The organism is Nocardiopsis camelliae (assembly GCF_028993595.1).
Lineage (GTDB): Bacteria > Actinomycetota > Actinomycetes > Streptosporangiales > Streptosporangiaceae > Nocardiopsis > Nocardiopsis dassonvillei.
Window position 1 is genome coordinate 5,011,094 of the sequence record NZ_CP118614.1, and the last position, 18,904, is coordinate 5,029,997.

At 74.5% G+C, this 18,904-nt stretch carries 13 protein-coding genes; 3 read left to right on the plus strand and 10 right to left on the minus strand.

The window, feature by feature from the left end:
• Positions 1-48: 48 nt before the first annotated feature.
• Complete coding sequence (locus PV789_RS21870) at positions 49-492, plus strand: acyl-CoA thioesterase (protein ID WP_274974322.1); 444 nt, start codon at positions 49-51, stop codon at positions 490-492.
• 49 nt (positions 493-541) lie between these two features.
• On the opposite strand, the gene PV789_RS21875 is transcribed toward PV789_RS21870, so the two are convergent.
• The 9 genes from PV789_RS21875 to cobC form a co-directional block, all read right to left on the minus strand.
• Positions 542-1,063: a globin gene (locus PV789_RS21875; protein ID WP_274974323.1), complete on the minus strand. Its 522-nt coding sequence runs from the start codon at positions 1,061-1,063 to the stop codon at positions 542-544.
• Between the two features lie 133 nt (positions 1,064-1,196).
• Positions 1,197-2,861, minus strand: a complete 1,665-nt coding sequence (ettA, locus tag PV789_RS21880; protein ID WP_274974324.1) for an energy-dependent translational throttle protein EttA — start codon at positions 2,859-2,861, stop codon at positions 1,197-1,199.
• A gap of 111 nt (positions 2,862-2,972) precedes the next feature.
• On the minus strand, positions 2,973-4,199 hold the full coding sequence (locus PV789_RS21885) for a DUF4192 domain-containing protein (protein ID WP_274974325.1): 1,227 nt from the start codon (positions 4,197-4,199) through the stop codon (positions 2,973-2,975).
• An 85-nt stretch (positions 4,200-4,284) separates the two neighbouring features.
• Positions 4,285-5,661 carry a GGDEF domain-containing protein gene (locus PV789_RS21890; RefSeq protein ID WP_274974326.1) on the minus strand — a complete coding sequence of 459 codons (1,377 nt, stop codon included), beginning with the start codon at positions 5,659-5,661 and terminating at the stop codon, positions 4,285-4,287.
• A gap of 561 nt (positions 5,662-6,222) precedes the next feature.
• The gene (locus tag PV789_RS21895) at positions 6,223-8,631 is read right to left on the minus strand and encodes a GTPase (RefSeq protein WP_274974327.1); all 2,409 of its coding nucleotides are present in this window, start codon (positions 8,629-8,631) and stop codon (positions 6,223-6,225) included.
• The gene (locus PV789_RS21900) at positions 8,628-10,523 is read right to left on the minus strand and encodes a dynamin family protein (RefSeq protein ID WP_274974328.1); all 1,896 of its coding nucleotides are present in this window, start codon (positions 10,521-10,523) and stop codon (positions 8,628-8,630) included. The genes PV789_RS21895 and PV789_RS21900 overlap by 4 nt, the downstream gene beginning before the upstream one ends.
• Before the next feature lie 70 nt (positions 10,524-10,593).
• Positions 10,594-11,874 (minus strand): uroporphyrinogen-III C-methyltransferase, encoded by a 1,281-nt coding sequence (gene cobA / locus PV789_RS21905; protein WP_274974329.1) that lies wholly within the window; start codon positions 11,872-11,874, stop codon positions 10,594-10,596.
• Between the two features lie 214 nt (positions 11,875-12,088).
• Positions 12,089-14,983 carry a nicotinate-nucleotide--dimethylbenzimidazole phosphoribosyltransferase gene (cobT, locus tag PV789_RS21910; RefSeq protein ID WP_274974330.1) on the minus strand — a complete coding sequence of 965 codons (2,895 nt, stop codon included), beginning with the start codon at positions 14,981-14,983 and terminating at the stop codon, positions 12,089-12,091.
• Between the two features lie 286 nt (positions 14,984-15,269).
• Complete coding sequence (gene cobC, locus PV789_RS21915) at positions 15,270-16,295, minus strand: Rv2231c family histidinol phosphate aminotransferase CobC (protein ID WP_274974331.1); 1,026 nt, start codon at positions 16,293-16,295, stop codon at positions 15,270-15,272.
• A 202-nt stretch (positions 16,296-16,497) separates the two neighbouring features.
• On the opposite strand from cobC, the gene PV789_RS21920 reads away from it, so the two are divergent.
• Positions 16,498-17,613 carry a peptidoglycan recognition protein family protein gene (locus tag PV789_RS21920; protein WP_274974332.1) on the plus strand — a complete coding sequence of 372 codons (1,116 nt, stop codon included), beginning with the start codon at positions 16,498-16,500 and terminating at the stop codon, positions 17,611-17,613.
• 172 nt (positions 17,614-17,785) lie between these two features.
• Complete coding sequence (locus PV789_RS21925; protein WP_274974333.1) at positions 17,786-18,361, plus strand: GNAT family N-acetyltransferase; 576 nt, start codon at positions 17,786-17,788, stop codon at positions 18,359-18,361.
• A 130-nt stretch (positions 18,362-18,491) separates the two neighbouring features.
• Here the strand turns inward: PV789_RS21925 and PV789_RS21930 are convergent, their stop codons facing one another.
• Entirely contained in the window at positions 18,492-18,782 is a 291-nt protein-coding gene (locus tag PV789_RS21930) for a DUF6504 family protein (protein WP_013154448.1), read from the minus strand.
• Between the last annotated feature and the right edge of the window lie 122 nt (positions 18,783-18,904).

The window sequence follows — 18,904 nt, forward strand, 5'->3', positions numbered from 1 at the left end:
ATCGGGAGGAACCGCTCCCCCGGGAGAACAGCGCGAGAGGATCCGGACGTGACACAGACCGAGAGCGGAGCCGCCGACACCCGGACGGCTGAGCCCCGCAGGCACGTGCACCTCGCGCAGGTCCGCTACGCCGACCTCGACCCGCAGCACCACGTCAACAACGTGCGGATGCTGACCTACCTGGAGGACGCCCGGGTGTCCTTCCTGCGCTACGGCGGCGCCGTCGAGGGCGACGAGGTCTTCGGCGCCATGGTGGTGGCCCGCCAGGAGGCGGACTACGTGGCCCCGCTGCTGCCCCGCTCCGAGCCGGTGCGCGTGGAGCTGTGGGTGACCGAGGTGCGCAACGCCAGCTTCACGCTGGCCTACGAGATCCGGGACGAGACCACGGTGTACCTGCGGGCCAGGACGGTGCTGGTCGGCTTCGACGTGCCCACGCAGCGCGCCCGGCGGCTCGACGAGGTCGAGCGCGCCTTCCTCGCCGACTACGCCTGAGCGCCGCGGGGACCGGGCGGCCCGGTCCCGGCGGCCGTGTCGCCCCGGGTCACTTGAGGGAGATGGTGACGGCCTCGCCGTCGTCCCCGTCGTCGCCCTTGGCCGACACCGAGACCCGGGTGGGGTTGGCGACCTCGGGGGCGGTGGTCTCCTCGGGCACGTTGACCATGCTGTGCGCGGCCATCACCATGTACTCCCAGAGCTGACGCTCCAGGGCCTCGTGCAGCTCCAGGGAGTCCACCGCGGCACGCATGTGCGCGAGCCACAGGTCGCGCTCGGAGGTGCCGATGCGGAACGGCACGTGCCGCATGCGCAGCCGTGGGTGGCCCCGCTGCTCGTTGTAGGTGCGGGGGCCGCCCCAGTACTGGATGAGGAACAGGCGCAGGCGCTCCTCGGCTGGGCCGAGGTCCTCCTCGGGGTACATGGGCCGCAGCACGGGGTCGTCGGCCACCCCCTCGTAGAAGCGGCGGACCAGGCGGGTGAAGGTCTCCTCACCGCCCACGGCCTCGTAGAACGTCATCTGCACGGGCTTTTCGCCCGCGCTCTGCTGGGAATCGCGCGCGGAAGTCATCGCCACCAGGGTATGCGACCGCCCCGGCCCGGACGAGTCGTCCGGGCGGAGAGCACGGGGGCCCGCGGCCGGATCGGGGATCCGGCCGCGGGCCCTGGGAACCGCTCGGCGCGGGGCGCTCGGCCCCGGCCGGTCAGTCGCGGGTGAGCTTGCGGTGGGTGACCGCGTGCGGGCGCGCGGCGTCGGCGCCCAGGCGCTCCACCTTGTTCTTCTCGTAGGACTCGAAGTTGCCCTCGAACCAGTACCAGTTGGCGTCGCCCTCCCACGCCAGGATGTGCGTGGCGACACGGTCGAGGAACCAGCGGTCGTGGGAGGTGATCACGGCGCAGCCGGGGAAGTCCAGCAGCGCGTTCTCCAGCGAGCCGAGGGTCTCCACGTCCAGGTCGTTGGTGGGCTCGTCCAGGAGCAGGAGGTTGCCGCCCTGCTTGAGGGTGAGGGCCAGGTTCACGCGGTTGCGCTCACCGCCGGAGAGCACCCCGGACGGCTTCTGCTGGTCGGAGCCCTTGAAGCCGAACGCGGCGACGTAGGCGCGGCTGGGGATCTCGACCTTGCCGACCTCGATGAAGGTCTCGCCGTCGGAGATGGTCTCCCAGACATTCTTGGTGTCGTCGATGCGGCCGCGGTACTGGTCGACGTAGGAGATCTCGACGGTCTCGCCGACGTTGATCCTGCCCTGGTCGGGGGTCTCCTCACCGACGATCATCTTGAACAGCGTCGTCTTGCCGACGCCGTTGGGGCCGATGACGCCGACGATGCCGTTGGGCGGCAGCGAGAAGCTCAGGTCCTCGATGAGCACGCGGTCGTCGAAGCCCTTGGTGAGGTTCTTGACCTCGACCACGGTGTTGCCCAGACGCGGGCCCGGCGGGATCTGGATCTCCTCGAAGTCCAGCTTGCGGGTCTTGTCGGCCTCGGCGGCCATCTCCTCGTAGCGCTGGAGGCGGGCCTTGCTCTTGGTCTGGCGGGCCTTGGCGTTGGAGCGGACCCACTCCAGCTCGTCCTTGAGCCGCTTGGCCTTCTTGGCGTCCTTTTGCCCCTCGACCTTCAGGCGGGCCTGCTTGGTCTCCAGGTAGACGCTGTAGTTGCCCTCGTAGGGGTAGAACTGGCCCCGGTCCAGCTCCAGGATCCACGTGGCGACGTGGTCCAGGAAGTACCTGTCGTGTGTGATCGCGATGATGGTGCCCGGATACTTGGCCAGGTGCTGCTCCAGCCAGTTCACGCTCTCGGCGTCCAGGTGGTTGGTGGGCTCGTCGAGCAGCAGCAGGTCGGGCTGCTCCAGGAGGAGCTTGCACAGGGCCACGCGGCGCTTCTCGCCACCGGAGAGCTGGGTGACGGAGGCGTCGCCGGGCGGGCAGCGCAGCGCGTCCATCGCCTGCTCCAGCTGGCTGTCCAGGTCCCAGGCGCCCCGGTGGTCGAGCTGCTCCTGGAGCTTGCCCATCTCCTCCAGCAGGTCGTCGGAGTAGTCCGTCGCCATCTGCTCGGCGATCTCGTTGAAGCGGGTCAGCATCGCCTTGGTCTCGGCGACGCCGTCCTCGACGTTCTCCAGGACGGTCTTGTCCGGGTCGAGGTGGGGTTCCTGCGCGAGCAGACCGACGGTGAAACCGGGCATGAGCCTCGCCTCGCCGTTGGACGGCTGCTCGATGCCGGCCATGATCTTCAGAAGCGTCGACTTACCCGCACCGTTGGGGCCCACGACGCCGATCTTGGCTCCGGGCAGGAACGACCCCGAAACGTTGTCCAGGACGACCTTGTCGCCGTGCGCCTTGCGCACGTTGTTCATGGTGTAGATGTACTCCGGCATGAGTCCAAGCCTAGGGTGTCGCGGCCAATGCCCCCGCCATGGTTCGGGCCCGCGGGAGCCGGTTCCGGGCGGCGGTCGCGGCCCGGACCCGCCCCGCGGAGGCCGCGCCCCTCACTCCCGCGGCCGCTTGCTCCTCGCCCGCAGCCAGCGGGGCGTGAACTCCCGCCAGCGCTCCACGGGCAGCCCCCAGGCCAGGGCCCGGCTCATCAGCACCGCCATGGAGTAGCCGGGGTCGGCGTCCAGGGCCACCTCCAGCGCCGCGGCGGCCAGGGGCTCGTCCCCGCGCTGCCAGGCCGCGACCGCCAGCAGGGAGGCGGGTGCCGCCCGCTGGTGCCGGGGCAGGTGGCGGGTGACCCGGGCCCACAGTTCCTGGTGGGCGGGGGCCGCCTCTGCGGTGATGCGCGCCCACGCCTCGTCGCGCACCCGGATCTCGCCGAGGTAGACCCCCAGCCAGGCCAGTTCCTCCTGGTCGGTGACGCCCCGGCCCTCCCGTTCGGCCCGCACCGCCGCGAGCACGGCGCTCAGGCCGCGGTCGGTGAGCGAGCCCCGCATCCCCTGCTCCAGGAGCCGCCGGGCGCGCGCCCGCACCTCTCCGGCGACCGCGTCCATCGCGGCGCGTTCGGGGCCGTGCACGGGCCGCAGCACCTCCCGCACCCGCTCGATCTCGGCCGTGACCTCCGAGAGCGGCTGGACCGGGACGATCCCGTGCAGGACCGCGCTGGCCGGGACGGTGGAGCTGTCCACGTTGACCACCGTCCCCTCCACCGGACAGCACTCGGCCCTGGCACAGGTGTAGGACCAGTAGCGGCCGCCGGTGACCCGCAGGGCGTCGACGACGGCCAGGCCGCGGCTCCGGGCGGCGGACAGGATCCTGTCGACGTGGGGCGTGACCCGTTCGGGCGGCCCGTAGGCCACGACCACCAGGGAGGTGCAGCCCTCCGCGGCGGCCATGTCCACGGGGACGACCGCGCGCTCCAGCGGGTCGCCGGCGGCGGCCAGGCGGTCCAGGTCGCCGCAGAACGCCGAGTGCACGCCCTTGTCGCGCACGGCGAGGACCACGATCCCCGGATCGGGCGGCGTCCCCACCAGGTAGGGCAGGGTCGCGATGATGTCGGTCGGGTTGGTGAGGGTGAGGGCGGCGCCCGCCGCGGCGGCGGGGCCGGTCCGCCCCGGCCCGCCGGGGCTCCGGGGCGGGGGGACGGGAGCGCCGCCGCCCTGGGAGCGCCCGGGCGGGGTCGGACGGTCGGACTGGGCGGGACGGTCGGGGTCCGGTGCGGAGTCGAGGGGGCGCCTGGGGTCGGAGGGGCCGAGGGAGTGGTGCGGCTGGTCAGAGTGCATACCTTCACGGTGCGTGATCAGACGGTTCGGGCGCAACGCCCTCCTTGGCGTTGTGGACAACTCCGTCAGACCACGAAGCCGCAGGTCAGGGAAGTTCGGTGTGCTCGGTGGGATCCGTGTGCTCCTTGTGACCGGAGATCTCCCCTCCCCGGGGCCCCGGGATCTTGCCGCCGCTCCCGGGGCGCCCGGCGGGCAGGCACACGCGGTTGCGGCCGGTCTCCTTGGCCCGGTAGAGCGCGAGGTCGGCCGCGGTGAGCAGCTCCACCAGGTCGTTGCCGTGGTCGCCGATGACGGCCGCGCCGATCGAGATGGTGATGGACACCGGCACGTCGTCCACCGCGATCTCCATGCGTCCCACCTGCGAGCGCAGGCGTTCGGCGGCCCGCCAGGCCTCGGCGGTGTCGGAGCCCGGCAGCAGTACCACGAACTCCTCTCCGCCGAACCGGCCGAGCAGGTCGGACTGGCGCAGCTGCTGGGCGATGGTGGTGGCGACGCCCAGCAGCACCTGGTCTCCGAACAGGTGCCCGTGGTTGTCGTTGACCCTCTTGAAGTGGTCGATGTCGATGATCAGCACCGCCGCCCTGCCCCGCGCGGAGCGGGCCCTGGCGATCTCCACCGACGCCTCCTGCTCCCAGGTGGGGGCGTTGAGCAGGCCGGTCTTGGGATCGGTCCGCGCGGCCATCTGGAGTTGCTGGTACATCAGGCTGCGCTGGAGGAGCAGCACCGGGGGGACCGCGATGAACAGCAGGAACAGCGACAGGTGGGCGAGGATGGCGACGGTGACGCCGACACATAACTCGACGGCGTCCACGATGAGGGCCTCGCGGTCCCACATGGGCCGCAGGGTGTGCCCGGGGCCGCTGCTGATCCGCGCGGCAACCGCGACGAGCAGGTTGTTGAGGACGGTGAAACCCGTGCAGCACAGCACGGCGACGAGCACGCCGGGGCCCGTGGTCAGGTACTCGTGCGCGCCGGGGGTGCCGCCGAGCCCGTCGACGAGGCCGCCGCCCCAGATCGAGTGCCAGGTCACCGAGGCCAGGAACCCGGACAGGGCGATGGAGGCGGCGTTGAACACCCGCCGGTGGAGCAGCGCCCGGCGCGTGCGGTACTGGAGCATCAGGAAGACGGGCACCGGCAGGATCAGCGCGTACAGCGGCGGCAGCAGGAGGACCGCCGGGAACCACCAGGCCCCCAGGAAGTCCCGGTTGATCCCGGCCGGCGTGCCGAGGCGGCGGCCCGCCTCCACGCAGAGCACGGCGCCCGCCAGCAGCGCGACCAGGGTGACCGCGTCCATCACCGCGGGGGCGGTCAGCGCCACCGCGCCTCCGAACAGGAACAGCGTCGCGGACACGAGCAGCGCCATGTAGACGACCAGCCCGCGGGGCTGCTGGAGGATCGGCCAGCGCGGACGTTCGTCCTCGGGACGCCCGGCCGGCGCGATCGGCTTCTCAGAGATGCTCACCGTTGCGCCTCCCTCCTCACATCGCTCTCCACCGTCCGACTCCTACACCCGCCTCTGATGGGTCCACCGCCTCCCACGGTTCTCCCTTCGACGGGGTTGTTTCGCCGCGCGTTCCCTTACGGTGCCAGTCGGTTACGACAACGGGGCGTCGGGGCCCGACGACGGTGCGGCTCGCCAGTCCCGCGACACGCTCCACTTTACATTACGTTGGGTAATAACTTAATTGCTGATTGTGTGATCGCCGTGGGTAACGGGCTTGCGGCCGGGGCACCCGGTTTTCACGGGGTTGGGCTCAGCGGTGATCTAGGGCATCCTGCCGTAGGGACCCTCCACGGTAGCCACTGTGTGGCACGGCGTGTCGACCGCCTGACACCCCGAACACCCGGGCTCCCACGGCACTCACTACAAGGAGCACACATGTACAACGGCACTGTCTGGGTCTAGAACCCGTTACAGCTGAGTGAAGATCACCGGGGACGGGCGGCGCGGTGCCGCCCGTCCCCGGCCTCGGAAACGCGGTGGGGCTCCGGCCCGGGCGTCAGCGCCCGTCCGGCCCCGGGGTCAGTCCGCCGTACTGGCCACCTCGTAGGCCGCCCGGAACGCCCGGTACCTTGCCAGTTCGGCCTCCAGCGGCTCCACCACGCGCAGTCCGGTGATCTCCCGGACCCGGGCGGAGGCCGTGCGCTCCACGTCCTCGCGGCGCTGGACCGCGGCCACCTCGACCAGGTTGCCGCAGCCCACCCCGGTCAGCCACCCCACCAGCAGGGCCGCGACCACCAGGACGCCGGAGTAGGCGGCGAACACCGGGTCGTCGAACACCGCCAGGCCGGTGATGCCGCCGCCCAGCCAGCTCGACAGGGTCACCACGGCCCAGGCCAGACCCAGGCCCGCGACCGCGAGCAGCGCGTACTGGGCCGCGCGGGCGACCTTCCACCACGACGGGCTCCGGTCGGGATCGCCGACCGCTCCGGCCACGGCCTGCCCCAGTTCGGCGGGCAGCTCGGGAACGGCGCCGCGGGCCACGGCGCGCATGCGGCGGCGCCACAGCGGGGGCATGCCCTCCGAGACGCTGTCGGCGGCCTCGCCCAGCGCGGTCTCCAGTTCGGCCTCGTGCGCGTCCACCGGGCCGCCCACACCGCTCCCGCTGTCACGGCGCAGGAAGTCCAACTGGACCGCGGCGAGCGGGTCCTTGCCCAGCCGCAGCGAGCGGCGGGCCACCGGCCAGCCGACCTGGCGTCTGCCGCGCCGGACGTCGTTGGTCTCGGTGACGTCGGCGACCGCCGCCACACCGGCCGCGTTGGCCAGCCCCTCCTGGACGCGGGCGCGCACCTGGTCCGGGACCGCCTCGGGCACCGCGCCCTCGCCGTGGAACTCGCCGAAGGGCTCGACCACCTGGTCCAGGTCGGCGGCCAGCCGGTCCACCAGCGCGCGCCGCTCGCCCACCGTCTCGGCGAGGAACTCGTGCAGGTCGCGGATGCCCTGGCCGGTGAGAGTGGACGTGGTGATCACGCGCGGGTGCACCCCCGACTCCGTCTCCAGCAGGCGGCGCAGGTCGGTGAGCAGTTCCTCCAGCTCGTCGGGCTCGACCTTGTCGACCTGGTTGAGGACGGCGACGGTGACCGCGCCGTGCCCGGCCATCTGGGCCAGGTAGCGGTGGTGCACCGCGGCGTCGGCGTACTTCTGGGGGTCGAGCACCCACACCAGCAGGTCGACCGAGCCGATGAGGCGGTCGGCCTCGGCGGTGTGCATGCTGCGGACCGAGTCGTGGTCGGGCAGGTCGAGCAGGACCAGGCCGGTCAGCTCGGAGCTGCCCGTGTCCAGGACGCTGGTGCGCGAGTGGCGGTAGCGGGTCGGGACGCCCAGCCAGCCCAGGAGGGCGTCGGCCCCCTCGTGGCCCCACACGCAGGCGTGCGCCTTGGAGGTAGTGGGCCTGGTGACGCCGGTCTGCGACAGCTGGAGCCCGCACAGGGCGTTGAACAGCGAGGACTTGCCGCTGCCGGTGCCGCCCGCCAGGGCGACCACGGTGTGGTCGCCCGACAGCCGCAGCCGTGCCCCGGCGTGGTCGAGCAGTTGGGTGGACCGGGCGACGAGTTCCTGCGGCAGGTCGTCGCGGCCCAGCTCGGTGAGGGTGGACAGCGCGTCCAGGCGCTCGATCAGCTCGGCCCGGGTGGTGGAGCGGGCGGAGTGCCAGGTGTCGTGGGTGGTGGGACGGTACTCCTCGTCCTCCTCCGCGTCGGCGGCGGTGTCGGCGCCCACGGCGCGGAAGGCCCCGGAGACCGCGGAGGGGCCGGGGACGCGGCGGGGCAGCGGTTCGGGCCCCTCCGAGGCGTCGGGTCCGGCCGGCGCGGGCTCCTCGGAGGCCTCGTGCCCGCCCTGGTCCGGGGAGGCCTCCCGGGCGCGGTGCGGCGCCCGGTCCTCGTCCCGGTCCCCCGGCTGCTGGCCCACGACCGGGAAGGCGCCGGTGGCGCGCCCGGCGATCCGGGTGTCGTCGGCCGCCTCGGCGAGGCTGCCGACCCATCCGGCGAGCCCGTCGGGGTCCTCGTGGCGGTCCTCGTCGGGGCGGCGGTCCCCCTCGCGCTCCGGGTCCGCGAGGGACCGCGCGTGGCGTCCAGAGCGCCGCTGCGCGGCGGGGGGCGGTGCCGGGTCCTCCGGCTCCGCGTCCGCGCCGCGGGGGGCGCCCTGGCCGCTCTGGACGCCCCGGTGCGGGGCTCCGGCGCCCGAGGGGTCGGGGTATGCCGCGATGCCGTCGTAGGCGGGGTCCTCGGAGCCCGCCTCGGACACGGCGTGGTCGGGGTGCTCGGGGACCGGCACGGTGTACCCGCGCCAGGGCCCGGACGCCGCGTCGCCACCGGGGCGCCCGTCGTCACCGGCGCCGGGCGCGCTCCGTCCGTTCTCGCGGTCCTCGCCCTCGGCGCGACCGTGCGCACCGGGCTCCCCGTACGCCTGCGCGGGGTTCCATTGAGTCGTCATCGTGCAATCTCAAGGTTGTACGTGGCCTGGTAGAGCTGGACGGCGGTGTCCTCGGACGGGATGGCGGCAGACGCCAGGGCGCTGTCGAAGGGCACGCGCTCGCTGTCGAGCAGTCCCTGGACGCGCTGGCGCAGGTCGTCCCGTGCCGCTGCGCCGATGCTGCGCAGTGACTGGGCGCCGAACAGCCCCTTGAGCAGGCGCTGCGGGGAAGGGCCGGAGGCCTCGGCCGCGTGGGCGCCGCCTCCGGAGCGGGACCGCTCGTAACCGAGCAGGTCGATGATCAGGACCAGGGCGACGACGTCGTGGTCGAAGGTGACGAACCGCGCCACGGAGCGCTTGGTGGCGCCGCTGGCGGTGGTCATCTCGACGACGCCGCGCTGCCACTCGGCGATCTCCTGGCGGATCTGCTGTGAGAGCAGGCCGGTGCCGGGCTGGTTGAGGGCCCTGGTGGCGAGGTCGCCGCCGCCGGGGACCTCGCGCCACCTGCGCTCGACCTCGTCGGAGGCGCGTTCACAGGAGGAGACCACCAGGGCCTCCAGGCCGTCGCGGACGGCGCGTTCCAGGGCGCCGACCCGCTGGCCGCGCTCGGCCTGTTCGGCGCGGCCGCCCCTGCGCGTGCGCCTGCCGCGCGGGCGCAGGCTCCTGGTGAGCTCTCCCCCGGCCGCGACCTCCTGCCAGCGGGCGAGCAGCGATCCGCGCAGCAGGGAGCCGTCGGCCAGGCTGGCGTCGACGCGGTCGCGGGCGGCGGCGTAGGAGTCGTCGACGGCGGCGGTGAGGGTGCGCCCGGTCTCGATCTGCGTCTCCACCTGGCGGGCCAGTTCGGGCACCCGCGTCCGGAAGCTGTCGATGACGCCGATGAAGGTGCGCCGTGAGACGCGGTCGCGTTGCTCGGCCTCGCCCGCGACCTCCGCCAGGTAGTCGCGGATGTGTTCGGCGACGTTGGAGGTGAAGCGCTCGCCCCGGATCTGGTCGGTCTCGGGGATGGCGAACCGGGCGGCCGCGCCCAGCCCGTTGGCCTCCAGCATCGCGCCGAAGTGGTCCAGGAGCTGGCGCCTGCCCCTGCGCGGCACCCGGGAGAGCACGACGGCCAGGGAGGTGTCGCGGTCGCGGGCGACCTGGAGGAACTCCCACACGCGCGCGTCGGCGTAGCGGCTGCTGGTGGTGACGAACACCCACAGGTCGGCGGCGTCGAGGAACTTGGCCGCGAACTCGTGGTGCGCGGCGACGGCGGAGTCGACGTCGGGGGTGTCGAGCAGGGCCACGCCCGGGGGCATGGCCTCGGTGGCGGCGAGCACGAGCATGCCGTCCTTGCCCGGCATGGCCAGGCCCTGCTGGCGCACGCGCGGCAGGGAGGGGATGAAGGAGGCCTCGCTGAACCAGTCGACGTCGGCGGGGTTGCAGGCCAGGACGGGGCTGTTGGTGGTGGGGCGGCGCACGCCCGTGGTGGTGACCTGTTCGCCGACCAGGCTGTTGACCAGGGTGGACTTGCCCGCTCCGGTGGATCCGGCGACCGCGATCAGCAGCGGGATGTCGGGGCGGCGGACCCGGGGCAGGACGTAGTCGGAGAGCTGGGCGAGCACGTCCGCCTGGAGTGCGCGGCCCTCCTCGTCACTGGGCAGGCCCTCGGCGAACTCCAGGTCCCGGATGTGCTTGCGCAGTGCTTCCAGGACCTGTTCGAAGTGGTTCTCTTCGGGTTGGGGGGCGCGGTGCTTGGCCGGTCCGGCGGCGAGCGGCACGGTGGGCCCCCGTCGGGCGCCGACGGCCGCGCTGTCGGCCTCGCGCGCGGGTGCGGAGCCCTGGGCGGGCTGTTCGGAGGTGGCGGCCGGTCCGGTTCCGAACCGGTCCGGAGCGCCGGGACCGTTGGTCCCCGGTGCGGCCGACGGCCGGGTCATGATCGGTGTGCCCTCCTCATCGGTGCTGACGGTCCCCGCCGCGGAGCGACGTACGCCGCGGGCGGAGGTCTCACTGGAGATCGCGCCCGGTCGCCAGTCGACGGGTCTCGAACTGGTTTCCTGTGTGCAGTATGTCAAGATCCCGCGCTGTTTTGACCACTTCTCCGATGATCAGTACCGCGGGGGGCCGCACTCCGGCCGATCGGGCCGCGGCGGCGATGGTGGCCAGCGTACCCGTGACGGTCCGCTGACCCGGCAGCGTGGCCTCCTGTACCACCGCCGCGGGGGTGTCGGCGGATCTGCCGTGGGAGACGAGGGCCTCGGCGATCGCCTCGATCCGCTCCACCCCCATGAGGACGACGACGGTACCGCCCGCGCGGGCCAGTCCGGCCCAGTCGACCGTGGAGCGCTCGTCGCCGGGGGGAACGTGCGCGGAGACGATGTGCAGGTCCTGGGCCACGCCGCGGTGGGTGGCGGGGATGCCCGCGCTGGCCGGGGCGGCGAGCGCGCTGGTCACACCGGGCACGGCGATGACGGGGATCCCCGCTGCGGCGCAGGCGGCGGCCTCCTCGCCGCCGCGGCCGAAGAGGAAGGAGTCGCCGCCCTTGAGGCGCACCACGAACTTCCCGCGTCCGGCGCGGTCGACCAGGGTCGCGTTGATCTCCTCCTGCGTCATGGAGCGGCCGTAGGGGATCTTGGCGGCGTCGACGATCTCGACGTCGGCGGGCAGGCGGTCCAGGAGGGAGGTGGGGGCGAGCCGGTCGACCACCACCACGTCGGCCTGGGAGAGGAGCTGCTGTCCCCGCACCGTGATCAGGCCGGGGTCGCCGGGGCCGCCTCCCACGAGGGCGACGCCGCGCAGGCGCTCGCGTCCGCGGCGGGCGTCGAGGGTGCCGTCGGCGAGGCCGTCGACGACGGCGTCGCGCAGTCCGGCCGAGCGGCGGGGGTCCCCGGAGGCGACGACGCCCACGGTGACCCCGGCCGCGCTGCCGCTGGCGGGGGTCCAGGCGGAGGAGGCGTGGCGGTCGTCGGCGCGCACGCACCACACGCGGGCGTTCTCGGCCTCCTCGGCGACGGCGGCGTTGACCGCGGGGTCGTCGGTGGCGGCGTGCACGAGCCAGTGGGCGGGGGCGTCCGGACCCGCGACGTCGCCGGGGGCGTAGGGGCGCCGGTGCCAGGTGAGGCGTCCGGCCGAGGCGAGGTCCTCCAGGGCCGCCGAGGCCTCGGGGGAGACCAGGGTGACGCGGGCGCCCGCGTCGATGAGCACGGGGACGCGCCGCTGGGCGACCCTGCCCCCTCCGACGACGAGGACGTCGCGTCCCCGCATGCGCAAACCAAGGAGATAGGTCATGTGTCGCGCCCCTTCGGTCGTCCGTGCCGGTCCCCGGCGACGACGGCGGGGTGCTGGCGGAGGAGGACCGCCAGCCGCCGGCGATAGTTCGGCGATTGCTCCAAAAGTACCTTGTCAAAGAGGTATTACGCGGGTGTAAACGGGTGCCGCACCGGGGGTGTGAGCCCGCCCGCACCGGGGGTCGGTGCGAGCGGGGACGGTGGGCCGCTCCAGGTCAGGAGGCCGTGGAGACGCCCGCGTCGTCGAAGGTGGCGACGTCGCGCAGGACGCGCGCCGCGCTCTGGAGCAGCGGCAGCGCCAGCAGCGCTCCGGAGCCCTCGCCCAGGCGCATCTCCAGGTCGACCAGGGGGCGCAGGCCCAGGTGCTCCAGGGCCAGGCTGTGCCCGGGCTCGCTGGAGCGGTGCCCGGCGAAGCAGGCGCTGAGGGCGTCCGGGGAGATCGCGGCGGCGGCCAGGGCGGCCGATCCGGCGATGACCCCGTCCAGCAGCACCGGAACGCGCAGGGCGGCGCCGCCGAGCACGAACCCCGCCAGGGCGGCGTGCTCCAGGCCGCCCAGGGCGGCCAGGGTGCCGATGGGGTCGGCCGGGTCGACGGGGTTCGCGGCCAGGGCGCGGCGCACCACGTCGACCTTGTGGGCGTAGACGGCGTCGTCCACGCCGGTGCCCCTCCCGGTGGCGTGTGCGGGGTCGGCTCCGGTGAAGGCGCACACCAGGGCGGCGGCCGGGGTGGTGTTGGCGATGCCCATGTCGCCGGTGATCAGGCAGCGGTTGCCCGCGGAGACCAGGTCGCGGGCGACCTCGATGCCGCATTCCAGGGCCTGGAGGGCCTGCTCGCGGGTGAGCGCGGGCCCCTGGGTGAGATCGGCGGTGCCGTGCGCGACCTTGCGGGCCAGCAGGCCGGGGGCGCCGGGCAGGTCCGCGGCCACGCCGACGTCCACGACGGTGACCTCGGCACCGACCTGGGCGGCGAAGGCGTTGACGACGGCGCCGCCCTCCAGGAAGTTGTGCACCATCTGGGCGGTGACCTCCTGGGGCCAGTGGGTCACCCCCTGGGCGTGCACGCCGTGGTCGCCCGCGAACACGGCGACGGCGGCCGGGTCGGGGATCGGCGGCGGGCACTGTCCGAAGATCCCGGCCAGCTGGACCGAGACCTCCTCCAGGAAGCCGAGGGAGCCGAGCGGCTTGGTCATCCGGTCCTGACGGTCCCTGGCCTCCTCCATCGCGCGTGTGTCCAGGGCTCCGACGGCGGTGATGGTCTCCTCCAGCAGGCTCGTGGGGCTCTGGCCGGGCAGACCGCGGCGGCCGTAGCGGTCGTGGTGCACCGCCCAGGACAGGGGACGCTCCCCGGCCCAGCCGGAGAGGGTGAGCTCGGACTCGGCGGGGAACTCCTCCACGTAGCCGACGCACAGGTAGGCGGCCAGGTCCAGGTGGGCGGGGAGTTCGAGGGCGCGGGCGACGTCGCGCTCGTCGACGAAGGTGAGCCAGCCGACGCCCAGGCCCTCGGCGCGCGCGGCGATCCAGAGGTTCTCCACGGCGAGCGCCGCGGCGTGGTCGGCGCTCAGGGGGCGGGCGTGGCGGCCCCGGGCGTGGCGTCCTCCCCGTGCGGGGTCGACGGTGACGGCGATGTTCAGGGGCGCGTCGAGGACCGCCTCGGCCTTGAGCCCGGCGAAGGCGCGGGCGCGGACGCCCGGCGGCGCGTGGGCGTGGTCCTCGCGCTCGGCCGCGGCGAGGTCGCCCACACGGGCGCGCAGGCCGGGGTCCTGGATGACCAGGAAGTCCCATGGCTGGGAGTCGCCGACGCTGGGTGCCTGGTGGGCGGCCTCCAGGACGCGGGTGAGCACGTCGTGGGGCACGGGGTCGGGCCGAAAGCCCGTCCGGACGTCGCGGCGTTCGCGGATGGCCCGGTAGACGGCGGCGCGCTCGGCCTCGCCGTAGGCGTGGACGGAGCCGTCGCCGGCCCGCTCGGGGGCCGGGGCGGCGGGCGCGGCCACCGGCTCGGGAGCGAGCTGGACGGGAGGCCCGGTGGGCCTCGGCAGGGGCGCGGCTGGTTCGTGTGCGTGCATGCTCTGCTCCGGCTCGGTGGTCGCGGAGGGCTGGTCCGCGCGTCCGTGTTCTGTGGTCGGTGCTCCGGCCCCGCCGGACCCCGCCTCCTCCTGGTCGGCGGTGGTCCCGGTCGGGCGGACGGTCCGTGCGGGGTGCGCGGCCTGGTGTGCGGGTACCGCCGGTCCGATGGGAGCGGCCGGTCCGGGGGGCGCCCCGGTGTTCGGGGGCGCGGCGGGGTGCGCGGACTCCTCGGTGGGCACGGGTTCGGCAGGGCGCGGGGGCACCGGCGGGTACGCGGGGGCGGCCGGGTGGGCGGACGCCGCGGGACGGGCGGGTACGCCCGGGCGGCCGGGCGTGGTCGGGCGGGCGGGTGCGGCGGTCCGCGCGGTGGTCGTGCCGTGCGCGGGTGCGGCCGGAGGCGCGGGCGCCTTTCCCAGCGGGCGCGCCGCCTTGGCGAGCACCGCCGACCTCGCGAGTTCCGCCGCGTCCGCGAGCGCCGTCGAGAGCTCCGGTTCGGCGGGGGGCCGCGGCTCGACGGGGGTCTCCTGCCCGGCCGGACCACCGGGTTCGGCCGGAGGTTCTGCCTCGGCGGAGGGCGCGGTCCGCTCGTGGCTCTCGGGGACCGGTCTCGGCCCGGATCCCGGGTCGGCCGCCTCGGTCGCGGTGGCGTGCTCGCCGGCGCGCGGGGGGATGACGTCGGGCCGGTGCGGCGATCCGGTCGGCGGCGCGTCCGCCGCGGGGGCGTCCGCCGAGCGCTCGGCCTCCGGGCGCGGGGCCGGGGGGATGTCCAGGGGAAGCGCGCCGTAGGGCGAGACCGGCGCGGAGGGGACCCGTGGCGCGGGGTCGGCCGGTGCGGGGGGCCGGGGCCGCTGCCGGAACGGGTTGGCCGGGCCCGAGGAACCGCGCGGGGGCCGGGCCCGGGCGCCGCGCCCGCTCTCGGGGAGCCCGTCGAACAGGCCGCCGAGGCGGGAACCGGCTCCCGAGGAGGACCCGCCGCCCTTCCAGCGGGGCGGCTCGGCTCCGCCGTCCTCGCCGCGCCGGGCGTCCTCGCGGTCGTCTCTGGTCATGATCGCTCCACGCAAGAGGTGTTGTGGCGGGCCCGTCTCCGCCTCGTCCGGCACAGACCGGTAAGCGTAGTCCGCCGCTTCCGCGCCGCCCGCACGGGTACCGCGGACTCGGGGCGGCCGGTACCGGTCCGGCCGCCGAAGGTCCCGAGTCATCACCAACTGTGCCAGAGACCGCGCGGGCGCGCGCTGGCTCCGCGAACAGGCCAGGCGCGAGAAACCCGGCCGGGGTCGGGAACCCCGCGGGCCCGGGTCGGTTCCGGGGGGCGGCCCCGGCCGCGGAGCCGCCTCACCGGGCGAGCAGTTCCCCCAGCGCCTGCGTCAGGACCCGGTGGACCGCGGGCTCGCGGACAGCCACCCGGAACCACTCCGGTCCGAGGCCGGGAAAGGTGTCGCCGCGCCGCACGGCGATCCCCCGTTCCCGCAGGCGGGCCCGCAAGCGGTCCGCCTCCGGGTCCGCGACCAGCAGGAACGAGGCCCGCGCTCCCGGGACCACCCGCAGGCCCAGGTTCCGCAGGCCCTCGGCGAGGTCGTCGCGGTGCGCGGCCAGGGACGCCGCCCAGGCGTCGGCCTCGGCGAGGGCCTGCGGCCTGCAGCACGCCTCCACCGCGACCAGGGCGGGCGTGGACACCGACCACAGGGGCTGGGCCGCGGCGAGTTCGGCCACCAGACCGGGTTCGGCGAGCAGGTACCCGGCGCGTAGCCCGGCGAGGGACCAGGTCTTGGTGAGGCTGCGCACCACCACCAGGCCCGGCAGGTCTCCGCGCGAGGCCAGCGACTCCGGTTCGCCGGGAACGCAGTCGGCGAAGGCCTCGTCCACGACCAGCACGCGCCCGGGTCGGGCCAGCCCGGCCAGGACGGGCCCGGGGTGGAGCACGGAGGTCGGGTTGGTCGGGTTGCCCACCACGACCAGGTCGGCGTCCTCGGGGACCAGTCCGGGGTCGAGCGTGAAGTCCGGTTCCAGCAGCACCCGGTCCACGGCGTGCCCGGCGGCGCGCAGGGCGGCCTCGGGCTCGGTGAACTGGGGGTGCACGACGACCGCCCGCCGGGGGTTCAGGACCCGCGCCAGGAGGACGAAGGCCTCGGCCGCCCCGGCGGTGAGCAGGACCTCGCCCGTCCCCCGTCCGTGGCGCCGGGCGACCGCCTCCCGCGCCCGGGAGGGGTCGGGGTAGGCGCCCAGGCCGGTCAGCGAGTCGGCGAGGAGCCGCCCCAGCCAGGCGGGCGGTGTCCGGCCCCGCACGTTGACAGCCAGGTCGAGCAGTCCGCCGCCGACCTCGGCGTCACCGTGGTGGCGCAGGTCGTGTCCCGCGTCCATGTACTCCCCCACCCCGTGTGTTCCTTTCTTCACAGGAAAAACATCGCACCATACGCCATCACCAGCCCTTCCGGTGAACGGGGGGCGCCTTGGCCACACATTCGGACGTGCCGTTGGTGGCGCGGCTCACGGTCCTGTGCCAGGGTGTCCGGGTTCCCACCCCCGGGCCCTCCCCCGCCCGATCCGAGAGAACGGACACACGATGCGAAGGCGTACCCTCCTGGCCGGTGCCACCGCCGCCGCGGGACTGACCGCGCTGGGCACCGCGCTCCCCTCCGCCCGCCCCGCCCTGGCCGACACCGGCGGCGGCAGTGGCGGCGGCGACCGCACGGTCCCCCGCGTCCTGGCGGAGCCCTCCGCCTCACACGGACTCGTCCGCCCCGACCTGCGCTTCGACATGGTGGCCGTCACCGGCGACCCCGGGGAGACCGACGCGGCGGTCCGCTTCGAGACCGCCGACGGCCTGGGCTCGTGGAACCCGGTGCACCTGCACACCGGGGGCCGCGACGACCGGGACCCGGTCGCGGCCGCGCTGGTGCGCGCTCCCGAGGGCGCCACCGGTTACGAGGTGCGTTCGAGGGGGGAGAGCGCGGCCGTGAACCTGCACGACGGCGAGGTGCTGCGCTTCGGCGGCCCCGCACAGGCGTCGCTGTCCGCGGAGGCCTCCGGCGTGACGCGCGGCCGGACCAGCGTCCCGTTCCGCACCCGCGCGGGCTGGGGCGCCGACGAGTCCTGGCGTTTCGACGACCTCGGCAACGACCTGTGGGCGGCGGAGTTCCACCCCGTGCAGGCGCTGACCGTGCACCACACCGCGATGCCGACCGGCGACGACCACGCGGCGGACGTGCGGGCGGTGTACTACCTGCACGCGGTGCAGCAGGCGTGGGGGGACATCGGCTACCACGTGCTCATCGACCCCGACGGGGTGGTCTACGAGGGCCGCCACTCGGGCGGGGACGGTGTGCCGGTCTTCTCCGGGGTCCCGCGGCCGGGGCGGGCCGAGTCGGTGACCGCCGGGCACGCCTACGGGTTCAACCAGGGCAACGTGGGCGTGTGCCTGCTCGGGGACTTCACCGACGAGCTGCCCACGCAGGCGGCGCAGGACTCCCTGGTCGACGTGCTGCGCGTGCTGTGCGCGGTGACCGGCGTGGACCCGGCCGGGCGGATCGAGTACGTCAACCCGGGCACGGGCGTGGTCACGCCGGGCGACGCGATCTCCCGGCACCGCGACTGGCTGGAGACCGAGTGCCCGGGCAACGCCTTCTCCGAGGTGTTCGACAGCGCGGTCCGCCAGCGCGTCATCGCGGGCCTGGCATAGGCGGACGGGGGCGCCCGCCGGAACCGCGGACCGCACGGGGTCCGCGGCCGCGCCGACGGGCGCCTCCTGGTCGGGGCGGTACCGCCCTGTCTCGGGCACCCGCGGAAGAATCCGGGTGCCGCGCTCGGGTCCGGCGCGTATCGTGAGCGCACTCCGACCCGAGGGGAGAGGCGTGACCACCACGCAAGACAGACCGATACTGCCGTCAGTGATCCTGGAGACCGAGCGCCTGCGGCTGCGCGCGTTCGTCGAGGGCGACGTCGACGACGTGCACGCGTCCTGCACCGACGCCGAACTCCAGCGCTGGCTCCCCCTCCCCCTGCCCGGGGTGCCCTACACCCGGGAGGAGGCCGAGCGGTGGTGCCGTGAGGTGGCCCCCGCCCTGCGCACCTGCGGCGAGGGACAGCAGTGGGCCATGGTCGAGAAGGAGACCAAGCGGCTCGTGGGCTCGGTGGGCCTGGTGCGTGTCGTGTGGGCGGCCATGAACACCGAGGTCGGCTACTGGGTCTCACCGTGGGGACGCGGCCGCGGGTACGCGACGGAGGCCGCCGTGGCCGTCTCCCGCTGGGCGCTGGAACAGGGCTTCCGGCGGGTGGAGATCAAGGCCGCCACCGGCAACACCGGTTCGCGCCGGGTCGCGGAGCGGTCGGGGTTCAGCCTGGAGGGCGTCGAACGCAGCGCGATGCCGCTGCACGAGGGCCGCGCCGACCTGGCGGTGTACAGCCTGCTCCCCGGCGACCTGGACTGACGCGTGCGCCCCGTCCGCGCCGGGCTTGCCGACCGCACCGGGCGGCGTCCCGCCCGCACGGGTCGTACCGGGCGGGCGGGGCCGTACGGACCGCGGTCGCGGAGCGGACGAGGACGCGCCGGGCGCGTCCTCACCCCCACACGCGGGAGAGCAGCCACCTTCCGGTGGCCGTGTCGTGGCGCAGTTCGTACACCCCCTGGGACTGGGCCGTGCCCGCCTCCACCCGCCAGTGCCTGCGCTCGGGCGCCTGGGACTCACGCGCCGGTGTCCAGTCCATGCGCAGCGTGACCCAGTGTTCGAGGATCCTGCGCACTCCGTACACCCTGCCGTTCCACACGAACCGGGCCGGGCGCCCCTCGTCCTCGACGACGGTCACCTCCGCCCCGTAGTAGCGTCCCACGACACTTCCCCTCAGCATCATCCGCCTCCTGTCAGTCCCGGCACACGCCACCGGGACACCCACCCGTGGGGAAGACGCGGCCAGGTGTTCGAACGTGTGTTCTAATCCTAGCGAAAACCGGTGCCTCCGGGGAACCGTTCGGG

What these genes read in the sequence shown, in the direction of transcription:
- PV789_RS21875 (WP_274974323.1), bottom strand. Translation starts at nt 1,063, where the DNA reads ATGACTTCCGCGCGCGATTCCCAGCAGAGCGCGGGCGAAAAGCCCGTG.
- ettA (WP_274974324.1), bottom strand. Translation starts at nt 2,861, where the DNA reads ATGCCGGAGTACATCTACACCATGAACAACGTGCGCAAGGCGCACGGC.
- PV789_RS21885 (WP_274974325.1), bottom strand. Translation starts at nt 4,199, where the DNA reads ATGCACTCTGACCAGCCGCACCACTCCCTCGGCCCCTCCGACCCCAGG.
- PV789_RS21895 (WP_274974327.1), bottom strand. Translation starts at nt 8,631, where the DNA reads ATGACGACTCAATGGAACCCCGCGCAGGCGTACGGGGAGCCCGGTGCG.
- PV789_RS21900 (WP_274974328.1), bottom strand. Translation starts at nt 10,523, where the DNA reads ATGACCCGGCCGTCGGCCGCACCGGGGACCAACGGTCCCGGCGCTCCG.
- cobA (WP_274974329.1), bottom strand. Translation starts at nt 11,874, where the DNA reads ATGACCTATCTCCTTGGTTTGCGCATGCGGGGACGCGACGTCCTCGTC.
- cobT (WP_274974330.1), bottom strand. Translation starts at nt 14,983, where the DNA reads ATGACCAGAGACGACCGCGAGGACGCCCGGCGCGGCGAGGACGGCGGA.
- cobC (WP_274974331.1), bottom strand. Translation starts at nt 16,295, where the DNA reads ATGGACGCGGGACACGACCTGCGCCACCACGGTGACGCCGAGGTCGGC.
- PV789_RS21920 (WP_274974332.1), top strand. Translation starts at nt 16,498, where the DNA reads ATGCGAAGGCGTACCCTCCTGGCCGGTGCCACCGCCGCCGCGGGACTG.
- PV789_RS21930 (WP_013154448.1), bottom strand. Translation starts at nt 18,782, where the DNA reads ATGATGCTGAGGGGAAGTGTCGTGGGACGCTACTACGGGGCGGAGGTG.